The sequence below is a fragment of the Afipia sp. 1NLS2 genome (genome assembly GCF_000178995.1).
Lineage (GTDB): Bacteria > Pseudomonadota > Alphaproteobacteria > Rhizobiales > Xanthobacteraceae > Afipia.
In genome coordinates this window covers 395,954-408,866 of the sequence record NZ_ADVZ01000005.1, presented here as the reverse complement: position 1 = coordinate 408,866, position 12,913 = coordinate 395,954, and the positions used below count along the sequence as shown (strand labels likewise).

The following is a 12,913-nucleotide window of genomic DNA, read 5'->3' as shown; positions in this document are numbered from 1 at the left end:
ATGGGCGTCGGATGCCGCATTGCCCGGGAGGCGGGTGTTGACCTGCTGAACTTTGCGGCAGGATGATGCCGAAAAAGTCAGCCGCGGTTTTGGCGGCTCCGTTGAGGACAATGCAAGATGACCGAGATCGTCACGGCCGGCATTCTGGTAATCGGCGATGAAATTCTCTCCGGACGGACCAAGGACAAGAACATCGGCTTCATCGCCGAATACCTGACCAATCTCGGCATCGACCTGAAAGAGGTCCGCGTGGTCGCCGACGACGAGGATGACATCATTGCGGCGCTGAACGCGCTGCGCCAGCGCTACGATTACGTGTTCACCACCGGTGGTATCGGTCCGACGCACGACGACATCACCGCCGACAGTGTGGCGAAGGCGTTCGGCGTCGGCATCGATCATCATCCCGGCGTGGTGGCGCGGTTCAAGGAGCGCTTCGGCGATACTCTGAACGAGGCGCGGCTGCGGATGGCGCGGATTCCCGACGGCGCGGAATTGATCGAAAGTGCGACGATCCTCGCCCCAGGATTCAAGATTGGCAATGTCGTCGTTATGGCGGGCGTGCCCTCGATCATGCAGGCGATGATGGACATCGTTGCGCCGAAGCTGCGCGTCGGCCGGCGCATGCTGTCGGATTCGGTGCGCGCCGACGCCAAGGAGGGTGATATCGGCTCACCGCTGCGTGAGATCGCGAGCGCCCATCCCGACACCAGCATCGGCAGCTATCCCTACATCGACGATAACGGGAAACCGAACACCAACGTCGTGGTGCGCGCGCGCGATCAGGTTAAACTCGATGCGGCGATGGGAGATGTGAAGGCGATGCTGACCACGCTGAATGGTGCGCGGAATCCGGCGCAGTGAGCGGGCGTGAAGAACAGCCCGGAGTCGCACGATGAATGAAGAGAGTGCGCGTAAACCGTTTCCTGTGTCATGGGATCAGTTTCATCGCGACGCCCGCGCGCTGGCGTGGCGGCTCAACGGCGCGGGGCCATTTCAGGCGCTGGTGGCGGTGACGCGCGGCGGCCTTGTGCCGGCGGCAATCGTGGCGCGCGAGATCGGCATGCGGGTGATCGATACGCTGTGCGTGGCGAGCTACGACCACACCACGCAGGGCGAGATGCAGATCTTGAAGGGGCTGTCGGATGCGGTGGTGAAGCTCGGCGGAGAGGGCGGCAAGGGCCTGCTGATCGTCGACGATCTGGTCGACACCGGCAAGACCGCGCGGGTGGTTCGCCGGATCGCGCCGAAGGCGCATATCGCCGCCGTCTATGCCAAGCCGATGGGCAAGCCGCTGGTCGATACCTTCATTACCGAAGTCTCGCAGGACACCTGGATTTTCTTCCCCTGGGACACCGGGCTGTCATTCCAGCCGCCGATCCGCGACGGCGCGGCATAAGCGACAGATTCTCGCGGGTTCAATCAGTAAACGCCTTGACCTCGTTCAACCCGCCACCCTCGCCATGCCATGAAATGATGCGGATGGTCATCCCGTCGGCCTCTTTATGGAAATCGGGAAATGTCACGTAGGTCCATTTCGGGTATCGGTTTACCGTAAGGACGTGGGTTGCCAGGATATCGGCCCCGTTTCGAATCGAGACCACCACATGGTTGGCCGCAGCGTTGTGGAGCGAGCCGTTATTCGTATTGAGGATACCTATCCGCCTGAGCCGGGATGGCTTTACGAAAGCAATATCCAGCTCGCCGCCCTGGTTTTTGGGCAGCAGCCAGAAACTCCGGCATTCTTCGAAGACAGCATTGTCATCTACGGCGGTGGGCGGAAAGCCCGGATGGGATGGGCCGTCTATCCTGTCGAACGGCACGCGGGATTTATAAAATTCTTTCAGTCGTGATTTTCTCACGAAGAAAGCCGGGCATGTTTTGTCCGAAGCTGTGCTGATCGATTGAAACTCTGACTGCAATCTTGTCGCGAGTTCTGGAAAAGACTGGACGCCTTCCGACGACGGATCGTTAAATCCGAAATAGTGCGGACCCACGAAATCGATCAGGAAGGTTGCTGACGATTTGTCGAAGTCCCGCAAAAATCGCTCTCTGAAATACGGCCGCAATGGAAGATCGTACAACTGGACTTCGTTCGTCATGTCTCGCGTGGCGGGACGGATGTTCGTGTCCAGATAGCACTTTGGATTCCAACCCCAGCACACGATGGAATCGTCCCGATTTGCGGAAAGCCAGGAAAGAATCTCGGGTGAGTGCAACAGGTCCGAGGAGAGATTCTGCGAGCTGCGAATGGTTACATTGCGCAGATATAAATATTGTGCCTTTGTCGCGGTCAACATCGAGACGATCGACACCAGAACAAGGAGCGGCGACAGGCTCCATAGCGGTCGCGACCGCTGTTCAAGGAACGAAAGAACGGAGATCCCGGCGATCATGAGCAGAACGATCGACGGGATCATGAATTGCAAGTAGTGAGGAAAAGCTTTTTCGGGTGTGATGACGGTGATGACCGCTATGGGCACGCTCAAACCGGCGAGGATCGCCAAAAATAGCAACAACCGTGGCGGCGTCCGCGCATTCTTGTATTTTGCGACGAGGAAAACCCCGCAAGCGGCAAGTGTGATGCCGGCGATCAGGTAAGCGCGGTGGAGGGGAGCTACACTCCGCAGGAATTTAACGGCCGAATAGTTCGGATCGACGATCGGCAACCGATGGTACTGCTCGATAAGAGCGCTTTTTATGAAGTCGTCAAAATGACCTGCCAGATAGGCGGGCAGAAGCAAAACCACGGCGGTAGATACTCCGCCGGCAAATACGACGGCCAGTCTTTTGCAGTTGGTTCTTGTGTCGCTGCGTTCGAGCAGGCAGGCGGCGGCAATGGCGAGACAAATGAAGCATGCCCAGACGCCGCCCTGAAGTTTTGCGAAAGGGATCCCGCCGGTCATGATCGCGGCGAAATACAAACTCGCCAGGCGGCGATCTTGCATGAATTGCGCAACGAAATAGAGCGCGCCGCAGATCAGGAAGACAGGAAGATGCTCGCTCGAGAACTGCGTGAAATCCGGATACAGAATAATAACGTAAAAAAGAGCTGCCGGCGCGACCGCGGCGATTGAGGGCGCAGGCGGCAACAGGAATCTGGCCAAGCGATATAGAAAATATATCGCTCCCACCGAAAGCGCGGTCGCGGTCACGCGGCCGGAAAAAAGTGTGGCGTCGCCGCCGAAAATATAAGGCCAGGTCAGGACCATTGAATTCAGGGGGCCGGAAGTTGTGGGGTCCAAGATCCCCCATGTGGTCCACCCGTAAGTTGTCCTCATTGCGCCGGCGGCGAAAAGCGCCTCGTCCGGATTGAGAAGAATGGGGGATACTATGATTCGGAATCGGGCTGCCAGGATCGCGATCGACGTTGCAGTCAGAAAGCAGATGCCGATTTTTCTCTCGTGTCTGGATGCTCCATGAAAGCATGTGAGCGCCAACAGTGACGCGGAGTAGAGAGCGACAATGGCAAAATAAAAATTGTTCAAGGAAAATACCTTGGCCGCCATGCGGGTTCTTCCGATAGGAAATACCAGTCCGCCGTTGATCTGACGAGGCGTTAATAAGCCTCTCTCTTTCCGGTCACGACCACCAGCCTCGATGGCGGCAGGCGGTATGCGGCCCGGCCGCGATTGATATTGCTTGCGATCTTGTGGCCGCTGCCGCGCTCGATAGCCCAAGTCGGATCGATCCCGTCCGTGCCGCTTATGGGGGGCGGGGCAGATGTGCCGTCCGGAATCAGGCGCCGGAAAGCCGCGCGAGAGTGTCCGGCGGGTGCAAATCGCAAAACACGCTGGATGTTTTGCGCGGAGCCCGTTGATTTTCATGTCTAAGTATTTGAAAAGAAAGCGTGCGGTCGTGGCGGAACTGGTAGACGCAAGGGACTTAAAATCCCTCGATGGCAACGTCGTGCGGGTTCGATTCCCGCCGACCGCACCAATGTCCTTCATTTAAATCCTTGGATCATATGACCGCTCCGACAGCCCCTGATCTCATCGGCTCCCGTGTTCGTCTGCGCGTGATGCACGAAGCCGATGCGGCGGCACTCGTGCGCGCGGCCTCCGACGGCGAGCTGTGGACTCTCAAGGTCACCTTCGTGCCGTCGGAGGAAACGGTCGCCGCCTACATGAAGACGGCGCTGGATGGCGCGAAGGCGGGCACGGCTATTCCTTATGTGATCGAGACCATCGCCACCGGTGAGCCGATCGGCTCGACGCGGTTCTGGAAGCTCGACCGCGCCAACCGGACGATGGAGATCGGGCATACCTGGATTTCGGCCTCATACCAGCGCACGGCGGTCAACACCGAAATGAAGCTCTTGATGCTGACCTATGCGTTCGAGACGCTGAACTGCGTCCGGGTGCAGTTCCAGACCGACGAGCTGAACACGAAATCCCGCGCAGCGATCGCGCGGCTCGGCGCGAAGGAGGAGGGCATCCTGCGTAACGAGCGGATCATGCCGGACGGGCGCGTTCGCAACACTGTGATGTTCTCGATTCTCGATTCCGAATGGCCGGATGTGAAAAGCAAGCTTACCGCGCGGCTGGCGGGGTGAGGCCGCATCGGCTAGGTTGCGCCTGAAAATTCTCCCGGATGACCGAACGCATGTTCCATCGCACTCAATTGTATCTTGCCGCCGCCCTTCTGTTCGGCTCATGCGGCCTCGCGCAGGCGGCGAGCTTCTTCGTCGATCCTTCTCACTACGCGCTCTACAACTGCGACCAGTTGAACACCGCGCACAAACAGGTCGGCGCGCGTGTCGCGGAACTGAAAGGACTGATGGCGAAGGCGGAGACCGGCTTCGCCGGCGCGCTGATGTCGGGCCTTGCGTATCAGAGCGAATATGTGACGGCTCGCGGCGAGCTCGAACAGATCGACGAGAACCGGCAGAAGCTGAATTGCGGTCCGCTCCCGGTCGAGAAGCCGGCGCAGCCAGTTGCGCCCGAGACCAAGCAGAAGCATCGTAAAAAGCATTAAGGCATTGAGCCTTTACGCGCGCCAGCCGTAGAGCCAGTCCTGCCGCGCGAGCAGCCGCGCGCCGCCGAGCAACTGCATGGTGCGGTCGCGCGCGATTCTTGGCGCGCCCTTGAGGTGATAGATCTGCCCGTTGCGGCGTGACGTGCGCTGCACTCGCGCGATGCGCCCGCGCCGCAGGCTTTCATAATTGCGGAATGCGGCGGGCAGGTCGTCAGGTTGCGCTTTGATGCAGCGTGCGAGCACAGCCGCGTCCTCGATCGCCATCGCGGCGCCCTGCGCGGCGAACGGCAGCATCGCATGGGCCGCGTCTCCGAGCATGACGATATGATCTTTCGCGAATGCGCCGCCGGGCACTTCGAACAGCGCCCATTTGCGCCAGTTCGTGACGGCTTCGATCATCGCGCGGGCGCCGCCGTGCCATGCCGCGAAATGCCGGACGATCTCCGTGGGATCGCCGATCTCGTTCCAGCCGGGCCTGCGCCATTGATCGTTGACGATGGCGACGAGATTGACGTGACCCGCCCCCGCCATCGGGTAGGCGACGAGATGCGCGTCGGAGCCCATCCGCAGTTGCACGCGGCGCCGATCGAATCCATCCGGTACGCGCGTGGCGTCGATCATGCCCCGCCATGCGATCCGGCCGCTGAATTGCGCGCGAACCTCGGGGAAAACCTGCCGCCGCACGGCGGACCACGCACCATCGGCGCCGATCAGGGCTTGGACATGATCCTGCCGCCGCGACATGCTGCGGCGTTGCGTGACGGTAACGCCGTTTGTGTCGTTCGAGACGTCATCGAACTGCCAGCCGAGTCGCAATTCGATGCCCGGTGTGGCTTCGACCTGCGCCAGCAGCGCGGCCTGCAGGTCGGGGCGATGCAAGAGCCAGTAGGGCGCGCCATGACGCGCGCGAATTTTTTCGCCGAGCGGAATGCGGACGGTTTCCCGGCCGCTTCGCGCATTGATGATGCTGATGGCGTCCGGCGCGACCGCTGCCGCGGACAATCGTTGCTCGAGGCCGAGATCGATCAGGATGTGGCTGGCGTTCGGCGAAAGCTGAAGACCCGCGCCGGTTTCCGTGAGGTGTGCCTCACGCTCGAACAGGATGATGCGGTAGCCGATGCGGTTGAGCGCCAGCGCAGCCGTCAGGCCTCCGATTCCGGCGCCTGCGATGGCAAGCGTGCGGGCCGGCGCCACGGCAGATCAGACGACCTTGTCTTCCACCACGCACTGAGGCGGCCGCGCCGCACCGGGCGCGAGATCGCCCGCGAAGCGGTACAGCGTCGAGCAGTACGGGCAGATGATCTCGTCGTCATTGCCGAGATCGAGGAAGACATGCGGATGATCGAACGGCGGGTTGGCGCCGATGCACATGAACTCCCGCGAGCCGATTTCGATCACGCTCACCCCTTGGCCATTATGGAAGTGTGGAACGATGTGGTCGGCCATGAGATTTACCTTGGGATTTACCGTGCGGAAGTCGAAAGCGGTTTTGTTCGTAGTTTCGGGTTCATCAGCGAGCGGGCAACCTATTACCCCCGGTGTACGCGGTATGCCAGAGGTTCAACGCGGACAACGACAGAATTCGCAACAGAAAATAACGAACTGATGCGTGGACGCCGGGGTCGACTCCATACGCTATTTGCTGCTGCGGAAAGCCCTTCTTTCGGAGGGCCTTCTTTTGGTGCACGGCTTCCATCAGGTGAAATTTTCGCCGCAAAATCGCCATAGGGTCGGGCACCAGGCGCAGGGATTTGTGCATGCAATACCGGAAAACCACTGCGGCAATTGGATGCGTGGCTCTCTGCGCGGCGGCATTCGCGTTGCTGATGCCGCGGGCGCACACGGCTGCGGCCATTCTCATGGCGCAGGACGACCCTGCGCAATTGTCGGATATCCGTGTTGAATCAGCGCTGCACGAGGGAAGCGAGGCTGCGCGGCAATCCGCTATCGCCCGGCAAATCCGGCAGGCGCTCGATGCGGACGACCCGGAACTTGCCGACAGCTTTGTGTCACTGGCCCAGGGCAAGGGCATAGGTATTGCACCGGACATGCAAGAGCGCGTCAGCACCGCACTTGCGGCGCACAATTCGACACAGGCGGTCGCGGGGCGATTCGTGCACGGACTTGTGACTGGCGAGGGCGATGATGGGGCGAGCCTCTCGGGCACTCTGGCGGGAGATTTGTTCGTGCTCGGCGACGTGCGCGACGTGGTGCGCGAGGGCAAGCGGCTGGCGATGGGCGAGGATGCCGACCGGCTCGTGCTGGGGCTGGCAAGCGTCGGCATCGCGGTGACGGCGGCGACTTATGTTTCGGTTGCGGGTGCGGCACCCCTGCGCGCCGGACTGACGCTGGTGAAGGATGCGCGCAAGGTCGGCCGCCTCGGCGCGGGATTGACGGAGTGGACCGGGCGCGCGGTGCGCAATGCGGTCGATACGCCCGCGCTCACGCAGGCCGTTCAGCACGCCTCGTTCACGCGGCCCGCGCAAAGCGTCGGTGCGCTGAAGGCGGCGTTCAAGGCCGAGAAGGCAGGCGCTCTCGTGCGTCTCGCCAAGGATACCGGCCGCGTCAGCGAAAAGATCGGCACCAGAGGCACGCTCGATGTGCTGCGTATCGCCGATGGCCCGCAGGATATCGCGCGCGCCGCAAGGCTTGCGGAGTCCAGGGGCAAGGAGACGCGTGCGATCATCAAGCTGATCGGGCGCGGCGCGCTGCTGCTCGCCACCGGCGCATTCAATCTCGCCTGGTGGGTGTTCGCCGCGCTGATCGCGCTGCTCGGTTTTCTCGCTTCCATCAAATCCACCACCGAGCGGCTGACCTTTGCGTGGCTCGCTCGCCGCAAACGCAAAAAAGCCCGCGATGCAATCGCGCTGACGCAGGCCACATCTGCATAAATTGCCGGGCGTCAAGCACTGGCAAAGCCGCCGCGACGCGGTTAGAACGGCGGCCGTCTGGTTCCCCTGCAATGGAATGTGTTCATGCTGAGCTTTCACAACGGCTCCGTCGAGATCGCTTTTATCGATGAAGGCGAGGGCGAGCCCATCGTTCTCGTCCACGGCTTCGGTTCGACCGCGGGTACCAATTGGGTCTACCCTGGCTGGGTCTCGGCGCTGACCAAAGCGGGACGGCGTGTCGTCGCGCTCGACAATCGCGGGCATGGCGCGTCATCCAAGCTCTACGACCGCGCGGAGTATTCGCTCGACATCATGGCGGGCGATGTGCGCGCGCTGATGGATCATCTCAACATCGAACGCGCTGACATCATGGGCTATTCGCTCGGCTCCCGGATTTCGTGCAGGGTGGCGCTGCATCATCCCGAGCGTCTGCGCTCATTGATTATCGGCGGCCTCGGCTATGGCCTGATTGAGGGCGGCGGTCCCGGCGAGGACGTGGCGGTGGCGCTGGAAGCGCCGTCGCTCGAGGACGTGACCGATCCGATGGGCCGCATGTTCCGCGCTTTCGCCGATCAGACTCGCTCCGACAGGCGCGCGCTGGTGGCGTGCCTGCGCGGTTCGCGGCAATGGCTGACGCCGGAGCAGGCGGCTTCGATCAAATTGCCGACGCTGATCGCTGTGGGTACCAAGGACGATGTCGGTGGCTCGGCGGAGAAGCTGCACCAGATCATGACCCACGCCGAAGTGCTTGATATTCCGGACCGCGATCACATGCGGGCGGTGGGCGACCGCGTTTACAAAGAGGGTGTCTTGGCCTTTCTGGCCCGGCAGGGCTGAGGCAGAATATTATCCGTATTGCCACAAGGGTGGGATTGCAGCCTCCGCAGCGCCTATTATGTGGTAATCTCCCGAGCCCAAAGCTGGAAGATGCCTATGGCCAAAGTTAACGTGGATCCGAAAGCCGCCCTTTCGACGGTCGACCCGGTCTGGACGCGGATTCGCGACGAGGCCGAGGAAGTCGCGCGCCGCGAGCCGGAGCTTGCCACTTTCATCTATTCGTCGGTGCTGCATCACGACCGGCTGGAAGCAGCGGTGATCCATCGCATCTCCGAGCGCCTCGATCATGCAGCCCTTTCGGCGGGCTTGATCCGGCAGGCTTACAACGAAGCGCTTCGCGACGATCCCGATATTGGCAACGCCTTCCGCGCTGATCTCGTCGCCGTCTACGACCGCGACCCCGCGACGTCGCGCTTCATCGATCCGCTGCTGTACTTCAAGGGCTTCCACGCCATTCAGGCGCACCGGCTTGCGCACTGGCTCTACAAGCAGGGCCGCAAGGATTTCGCCTATTACATCCAGAGTCAGTCGTCGTCGGTATTCCAGACCGACATCAATCCGGCGGCGCAGATCGGGCGCGGTATTTTCCTCGATCATGCGACGGGTTTTGTTGTTGGCGAGACGGCGGTGATCGAGGACGACGTCTCAATCCTGCACGATGTCACGCTTGGGGGCACCGGCAAGGAGAACGAGGATCGCCATCCGAAAATCCGCCGCGGCGTGATGATCGGCGCGGGTGCGAAGATTCTCGGCAATATCGAGATCGGGCATTGCGCGCGCATCGCGGCGGGCTCGGTCGTCGTCAAGCCGGTGCCGAACAACGTCACGGTCGCAGGCGTGCCTGCGCGCGTCGTGGGCGAGGCCGGGTGTTCCGAGCCGTCGCGCACGATGGACCAGATGCTCAACGCGAACGGTCTGTAAAGCCTTCTCTGCACTTTTATCGAGACGCGCGTTGCGCTATTGGCTCATGGGGCACGCTGCGCTATTGGCGTGCGGAAGGCTTCGCGTTAGGCTTAGGCGCGCGTGGCAGACATAATCATCATTGGAGACTGCCGTGGACGTTACCGAAGTCAGAAAGCTCGACGCTTATCTCAAGCGCACGTTCGGCAATCCGAAGATTCGCGTCGTGCCGCGTCCGAAAAAGGACGATTCCGCCGAGGTTTACATCGGCGAGGAATTCATCGGCGTGCTGTTCGTCGATGACGAGGATGATGATCGCTCGTATCAGTTCCAGATGGCGATCCTCGAGGACGACCTCGTCGAAGAGGATTGAGTTTTTCTCATCATGAAACGATGCGATGGCCGGCGTAAGCCGGCCATTTTCGTTTGCGGGAGATTACTTCCCCGGCCCCTGAAGCTGGTCGGCGAGTTTGTCCATCGCGTCCGCGACATCGCGCCAGTGGGCGAGCCATGCGCGCGGGAAGCGGAAGTTCAGGTCGGCGTCGCCGATCCGGCGTTCGCTCAGGCACATGCCTGGCGTCTGCGCATCGCGCGAGCAGCGCGCGGTGAAACTTTCGCCGTCGGCCATGAACAGGTCTTCACCCGCGTAAGGCGTGCCGGCGCGGAAGGCTTGCATCATCAGCGTGTCCTCGACGGTCGAGGCATCCGATTCCAGATAGCGCGGATAGATCGTCTTGGTGCGCTCCGCCGGCGATACCGCGTCGTGATGGGCGATGATGGAAACGAAAATACGGTCGATCGGCTCGGCCTTCGATGCGGCTTCCGCTTCGGCCTCGGCGGCGGTGATGTGCTTCTGCGCCGTTGGCGGCTTGAGTGAAGGATAGAGGAAGGAGAGATCGACGCGCTCCTGCGGGCCGGTGCGCTTCTGCAATCTCACCCGGATCGCCGCCGTCGGCACGTTGAACAGCGTGTGGCCGATCGTGATCGGCAGCGTATCGGGTTCGCTGGCGGATTGTTGTGGCTGCCAGGTCGGCTGGAGCAGGTAGATGACGGAGGCGAGAGCGGCGGAGCCGATCACGATGGAGGCGAGGATTGGAAGATAGGGGTTGTGGCGTTTGCGGGCGCGGGGCGGCAGAGAGGCAGCCATGGTGGAGCGGGTTCCAGAGCGTTTCGAATCGCGGACGTCGCGGCGAATATGGTCATGTCATAGAGCGGCTTATGTGGCGATGGCGAGGCCTGTGAGGGCTCTTGCGCGGCGTTTTTGCGGATATCCCGGAAAGGGGCGGTCCGCGAAATTAACCCTTTCTTAAGGATAAAGTGGCGGCGGCGGCAGGGTTCTGCGAAAGCGGAGACCACCTCTAGCGCGGGGCCTCACGATGTCGCCGGATACCCTGAATTCCTTCTTCTCACTGATGATCGGGTTTGCCTTCGCGGGCGCGCTGGCAAGCGGCTATCAGGCCTTCGTGGACCGCCCCGCAGGTTTCGGCATTCTGGAACGGAGTGCCGCGCCGCGCGCGGTGATGACCGTGCCGTTTCTGGTGTTCGCGGCGCCCTTTATCATCATGCGCAACACTATTCGCGGGCGGCGGATCGAAAATCGCCGCATCGTGTTTGTGATGGTTGCAACCGTGATCGCCGGTATCTGGAGCCTGATGTCAGGCACCTGCGTCGTCATGTTCTTGCAGGCGACCGGTATCGTCGCGTAGGCGAGCCTCGCATCCGTTTTTCGTTCGTGGCATGGTCGTCTCGCTAAGGAGACAAGAATGGCCACCTACGAACTCGACGGCGTCAGGCCGCAACTTCCCGCCGACGGCGACTATTTCATCGCAGATTCCGCCGAGGTGATCGGCAATGTCCGGTTGCAGAAAGGCGCGAGCGTCTGGTTCGGCTGCGTGATCCGCGGCGACAACGAACTGATCGACATCGGCGAGGGCTCGAGCGTTCAAGATAACTGCACCTTCCACACCGATCCGGGTTTTCCGATCACGATGGGGAAGAACGTCTCGGTCGGCCACAACGCCATCCTGCATGGCTGCACCATCGGTGAGGGTGCGCTGGTCGGCATGGGCGCGATCGTGATGAACGGCGCGAAGATCGGCAAGGAAAGCGTCGTCGGCGCCGGCGCGCTGGTGCCGGAAGGCAAAGAATTTCCCGAGCGCTCATTGATCGTCGGTTCCCCCGCGCGCGTGGTGCGGACGCTGAACGACGAGCAGGTTAAGGTGCTGACGCGCGCCGCGCCGCATTACGTCAAGAACAGCAGGCGCTTCAAGGCGGGTCTCAAGAAAATCGATTGAAGACGATCAGCTGAACGCGAGCCGCGCCCCGGGATTTGTGAGCGCCAAAAGGGTTGCGGCCAGCTTCCGGGGAAGAAGCTGGCCGCGCGCGAACCGGTCTCGGACGGGGAGGGGTGGGGATGTGACCGGGACGCGAGTAGGAACCTCAGTTTGTTGACGTGGCGGTGACGACAGCCGGGCGGTTGTCGCCAAGCGAGACCCACACATTCGGGTCGGTTTGCGACTGGCGTTTGACAAAGCGGTAGCCGGTGTCGGTCCAGGCCACGACGTCCTCGTTCTGGTTGTCGAGAACGAACTCGCCCTTGTCGGACTTCACCGTGAGAACGGCATGGCCTTCGCCCTTGCGGTCGCGCACCACCGTCACAAGCAGCGCTTCGCGCGGCCAGCCGGCGTCGATCAGCATCTTGCGCTTCATCAGGACGTAATCTTCGCAGTCGCCGTAGCCGTCGGTCGGATACGACCACTTTTCGACAACGCCCCAATGCTCCATGTCGGTCATCGGCTTGACGTTCTCGTTGACCCAGCGATTGACGCGCACGAGATCCTTCCATGCGGTCTGGGTCATGACGATGTCGCGGGCCTGCGTGGCGCCGCCCTTGCAGTCGGCGGCGTTCTCGGCGCAGAACTCGACCCAGCCGATCGGCGCGCGGGCGGTGTCGCCGAGGCTTGCATAAAGAACGTGACTCTGCGGCGCGGCCGGAGCGATCCGGCTGGCTGCCTGCGAAGCACTGGAAAAACCTGTCAGCCCGGCGGCGATCGCCAGACATACGCCCCATCCACGAATTGAAACCATTGTGGCCCCCGTTTTTTTGTTGGGGCCACTGTGGCAGGGAGGCTTTGCGCCGCAGCTAAATCACGTCGCGGCAATTGACTGAAATGATCGACAAATCAAAGGCTTGTTTGAATCAATGTCGATTCAAATAAAGCTCAAATTTGAACGATCGGGATTTGATTCAAATTGTATCGATTGTCTCTCAAGCGATTGAATTCTCACGCCTCGCCCAAGGGAACGGA

At 61.4% G+C, this 12,913-nt stretch carries 15 protein-coding genes and 1 tRNA gene; 11 read left to right on the top strand and 5 right to left on the bottom strand.

The window, feature by feature from the left end:
• The first annotated feature begins 117 nt into the window (after positions 1 to 117).
• Both AFIDRAFT_RS18220 and gpt read left to right on the top strand, forming a co-directional pair.
• Positions 118 to 864, top strand: a complete 747-nt coding sequence (locus tag AFIDRAFT_RS18220; protein WP_009341131.1) for a competence/damage-inducible protein A — start codon at positions 118 to 120, stop codon at positions 862 to 864.
• 31 nt (positions 865 to 895) lie between these two features.
• On the top strand, positions 896 to 1,399 hold the full coding sequence (gene gpt, locus AFIDRAFT_RS18215; RefSeq protein ID WP_009341130.1) for a xanthine phosphoribosyltransferase: 504 nt from the start codon (positions 896 to 898) through the stop codon (positions 1,397 to 1,399).
• Positions 1,400 to 1,418: 19 nt separating this feature from the next.
• On the opposite strand, the gene AFIDRAFT_RS18210 is transcribed toward gpt, so the two are convergent.
• The gene (locus AFIDRAFT_RS18210) at positions 1,419 to 3,680 is read right to left on the bottom strand and encodes an ArnT family glycosyltransferase (RefSeq protein WP_198007834.1); all 2,262 of its coding nucleotides are present in this window, start codon (positions 3,678 to 3,680) and stop codon (positions 1,419 to 1,421) included.
• 172 nt (positions 3,681 to 3,852) lie between these two features.
• Here AFIDRAFT_RS18210 and AFIDRAFT_RS18205 point away from each other — a divergent pair.
• The 3 genes from AFIDRAFT_RS18205 to AFIDRAFT_RS18195 all read left to right on the top strand — a co-directional run bounded on the left by AFIDRAFT_RS18205 (position 3,853) and on the right by AFIDRAFT_RS18195 (position 4,977).
• Positions 3,853 to 3,939 (top strand) — tRNA-Leu (locus AFIDRAFT_RS18205).
• Between the two features lie 28 nt (positions 3,940 to 3,967).
• Entirely contained in the window at positions 3,968 to 4,555 is a 588-nt protein-coding gene (locus AFIDRAFT_RS18200) for a GNAT family N-acetyltransferase (protein WP_009341128.1), read from the top strand.
• Between the two features lie 50 nt (positions 4,556 to 4,605).
• Complete coding sequence (locus AFIDRAFT_RS18195; protein WP_009341127.1) at positions 4,606 to 4,977, top strand: hypothetical protein; 372 nt, start codon at positions 4,606 to 4,608, stop codon at positions 4,975 to 4,977.
• A 12-nt stretch (positions 4,978 to 4,989) separates the two neighbouring features.
• Here AFIDRAFT_RS18195 and AFIDRAFT_RS18190 read toward each other — a convergent pair whose 3' ends face one another.
• Both AFIDRAFT_RS18190 and AFIDRAFT_RS18185 read right to left on the bottom strand, forming a co-directional pair.
• Positions 4,990 to 6,171, bottom strand: a complete 1,182-nt coding sequence (locus AFIDRAFT_RS18190; RefSeq protein ID WP_009341126.1) for an FAD-dependent monooxygenase — start codon at positions 6,169 to 6,171, stop codon at positions 4,990 to 4,992.
• A gap of 6 nt (positions 6,172 to 6,177) precedes the next feature.
• The gene (locus AFIDRAFT_RS18185; protein WP_009341125.1) at positions 6,178 to 6,423 is read right to left on the bottom strand and encodes a zinc-finger domain-containing protein; all 246 of its coding nucleotides are present in this window, start codon (positions 6,421 to 6,423) and stop codon (positions 6,178 to 6,180) included.
• A 311-nt stretch (positions 6,424 to 6,734) separates the two neighbouring features.
• Between AFIDRAFT_RS18185 and AFIDRAFT_RS18175 the strand changes: the two genes are divergently transcribed.
• The 4 genes from AFIDRAFT_RS18175 (at position 6,735) to AFIDRAFT_RS18160 (ending at position 9,978) form a co-directional block, all read left to right on the top strand.
• Positions 6,735 to 7,868 carry a hypothetical protein gene (locus tag AFIDRAFT_RS18175; protein WP_009341124.1) on the top strand — a complete coding sequence of 378 codons (1,134 nt, stop codon included), beginning with the start codon at positions 6,735 to 6,737 and terminating at the stop codon, positions 7,866 to 7,868.
• 84 nt (positions 7,869 to 7,952) lie between these two features.
• A complete protein-coding gene (locus tag AFIDRAFT_RS18170; RefSeq protein ID WP_009341123.1) occupies positions 7,953 to 8,705 on the top strand; it encodes an alpha/beta fold hydrolase in 753 nt (250 codons plus the stop codon).
• Positions 8,706 to 8,801: 96 nt separating this feature from the next.
• On the top strand, positions 8,802 to 9,626 hold the full coding sequence (cysE, locus tag AFIDRAFT_RS18165; RefSeq protein ID WP_009341122.1) for a serine O-acetyltransferase: 825 nt from the start codon (positions 8,802 to 8,804) through the stop codon (positions 9,624 to 9,626).
• Between the two features lie 133 nt (positions 9,627 to 9,759).
• Positions 9,760 to 9,978, top strand: coding sequence for a DUF3126 family protein (locus tag AFIDRAFT_RS18160; protein WP_002715299.1), 219 nt, complete (start codon positions 9,760 to 9,762; stop codon positions 9,976 to 9,978).
• A gap of 63 nt (positions 9,979 to 10,041) precedes the next feature.
• On the opposite strand, the gene AFIDRAFT_RS18155 is transcribed toward AFIDRAFT_RS18160, so the two are convergent.
• A complete protein-coding gene (locus AFIDRAFT_RS18155; protein ID WP_009341121.1) occupies positions 10,042 to 10,752 on the bottom strand; it encodes a hypothetical protein in 711 nt (236 codons plus the stop codon).
• 229 nt (positions 10,753 to 10,981) lie between these two features.
• On the opposite strand from AFIDRAFT_RS18155, the gene AFIDRAFT_RS18150 reads away from it, so the two are divergent.
• Both AFIDRAFT_RS18150 and AFIDRAFT_RS18145 read left to right on the top strand, forming a co-directional pair.
• On the top strand, positions 10,982 to 11,311 hold the full coding sequence (locus AFIDRAFT_RS18150; protein ID WP_009341120.1) for a DUF6949 family protein: 330 nt from the start codon (positions 10,982 to 10,984) through the stop codon (positions 11,309 to 11,311).
• Between the two features lie 57 nt (positions 11,312 to 11,368).
• Positions 11,369 to 11,899, top strand: coding sequence for a gamma carbonic anhydrase family protein (locus AFIDRAFT_RS18145; protein WP_009341119.1), 531 nt, complete (start codon positions 11,369 to 11,371; stop codon positions 11,897 to 11,899).
• Positions 11,900 to 12,044: 145 nt separating this feature from the next.
• On the opposite strand, the gene AFIDRAFT_RS18140 is transcribed toward AFIDRAFT_RS18145, so the two are convergent.
• Entirely contained in the window at positions 12,045 to 12,692 is a 648-nt protein-coding gene (locus AFIDRAFT_RS18140; protein ID WP_009341118.1) for a transglutaminase-like cysteine peptidase, read from the bottom strand.
• Positions 12,693 to 12,913 lie beyond the last annotated feature (221 nt).

What these genes read in the sequence shown, in the direction of transcription:
- AFIDRAFT_RS18220 (WP_009341131.1), top strand. Translation starts at nt 118, where the DNA reads ATGACCGAGATCGTCACGGCCGGCATTCTGGTAATCGGCGATGAAATT.
- gpt (WP_009341130.1), top strand. Translation starts at nt 896, where the DNA reads ATGAATGAAGAGAGTGCGCGTAAACCGTTTCCTGTGTCATGGGATCAG.
- AFIDRAFT_RS18200 (WP_009341128.1), top strand. Translation starts at nt 3,968, where the DNA reads ATGACCGCTCCGACAGCCCCTGATCTCATCGGCTCCCGTGTTCGTCTG.
- AFIDRAFT_RS18195 (WP_009341127.1), top strand. Translation starts at nt 4,606, where the DNA reads ATGTTCCATCGCACTCAATTGTATCTTGCCGCCGCCCTTCTGTTCGGC.
- AFIDRAFT_RS18185 (WP_009341125.1), bottom strand. Translation starts at nt 6,423, where the DNA reads ATGGCCGACCACATCGTTCCACACTTCCATAATGGCCAAGGGGTGAGC.
- AFIDRAFT_RS18175 (WP_009341124.1), top strand. Translation starts at nt 6,735, where the DNA reads ATGCAATACCGGAAAACCACTGCGGCAATTGGATGCGTGGCTCTCTGC.
- AFIDRAFT_RS18170 (WP_009341123.1), top strand. Translation starts at nt 7,953, where the DNA reads ATGCTGAGCTTTCACAACGGCTCCGTCGAGATCGCTTTTATCGATGAA.
- cysE (WP_009341122.1), top strand. Translation starts at nt 8,802, where the DNA reads ATGGCCAAAGTTAACGTGGATCCGAAAGCCGCCCTTTCGACGGTCGAC.
- AFIDRAFT_RS18155 (WP_009341121.1), bottom strand. Translation starts at nt 10,752, where the DNA reads ATGGCTGCCTCTCTGCCGCCCCGCGCCCGCAAACGCCACAACCCCTAT.
- AFIDRAFT_RS18150 (WP_009341120.1), top strand. Translation starts at nt 10,982, where the DNA reads ATGTCGCCGGATACCCTGAATTCCTTCTTCTCACTGATGATCGGGTTT.
- AFIDRAFT_RS18145 (WP_009341119.1), top strand. Translation starts at nt 11,369, where the DNA reads ATGGCCACCTACGAACTCGACGGCGTCAGGCCGCAACTTCCCGCCGAC.
- AFIDRAFT_RS18140 (WP_009341118.1), bottom strand. Translation starts at nt 12,692, where the DNA reads ATGGTTTCAATTCGTGGATGGGGCGTATGTCTGGCGATCGCCGCCGGG.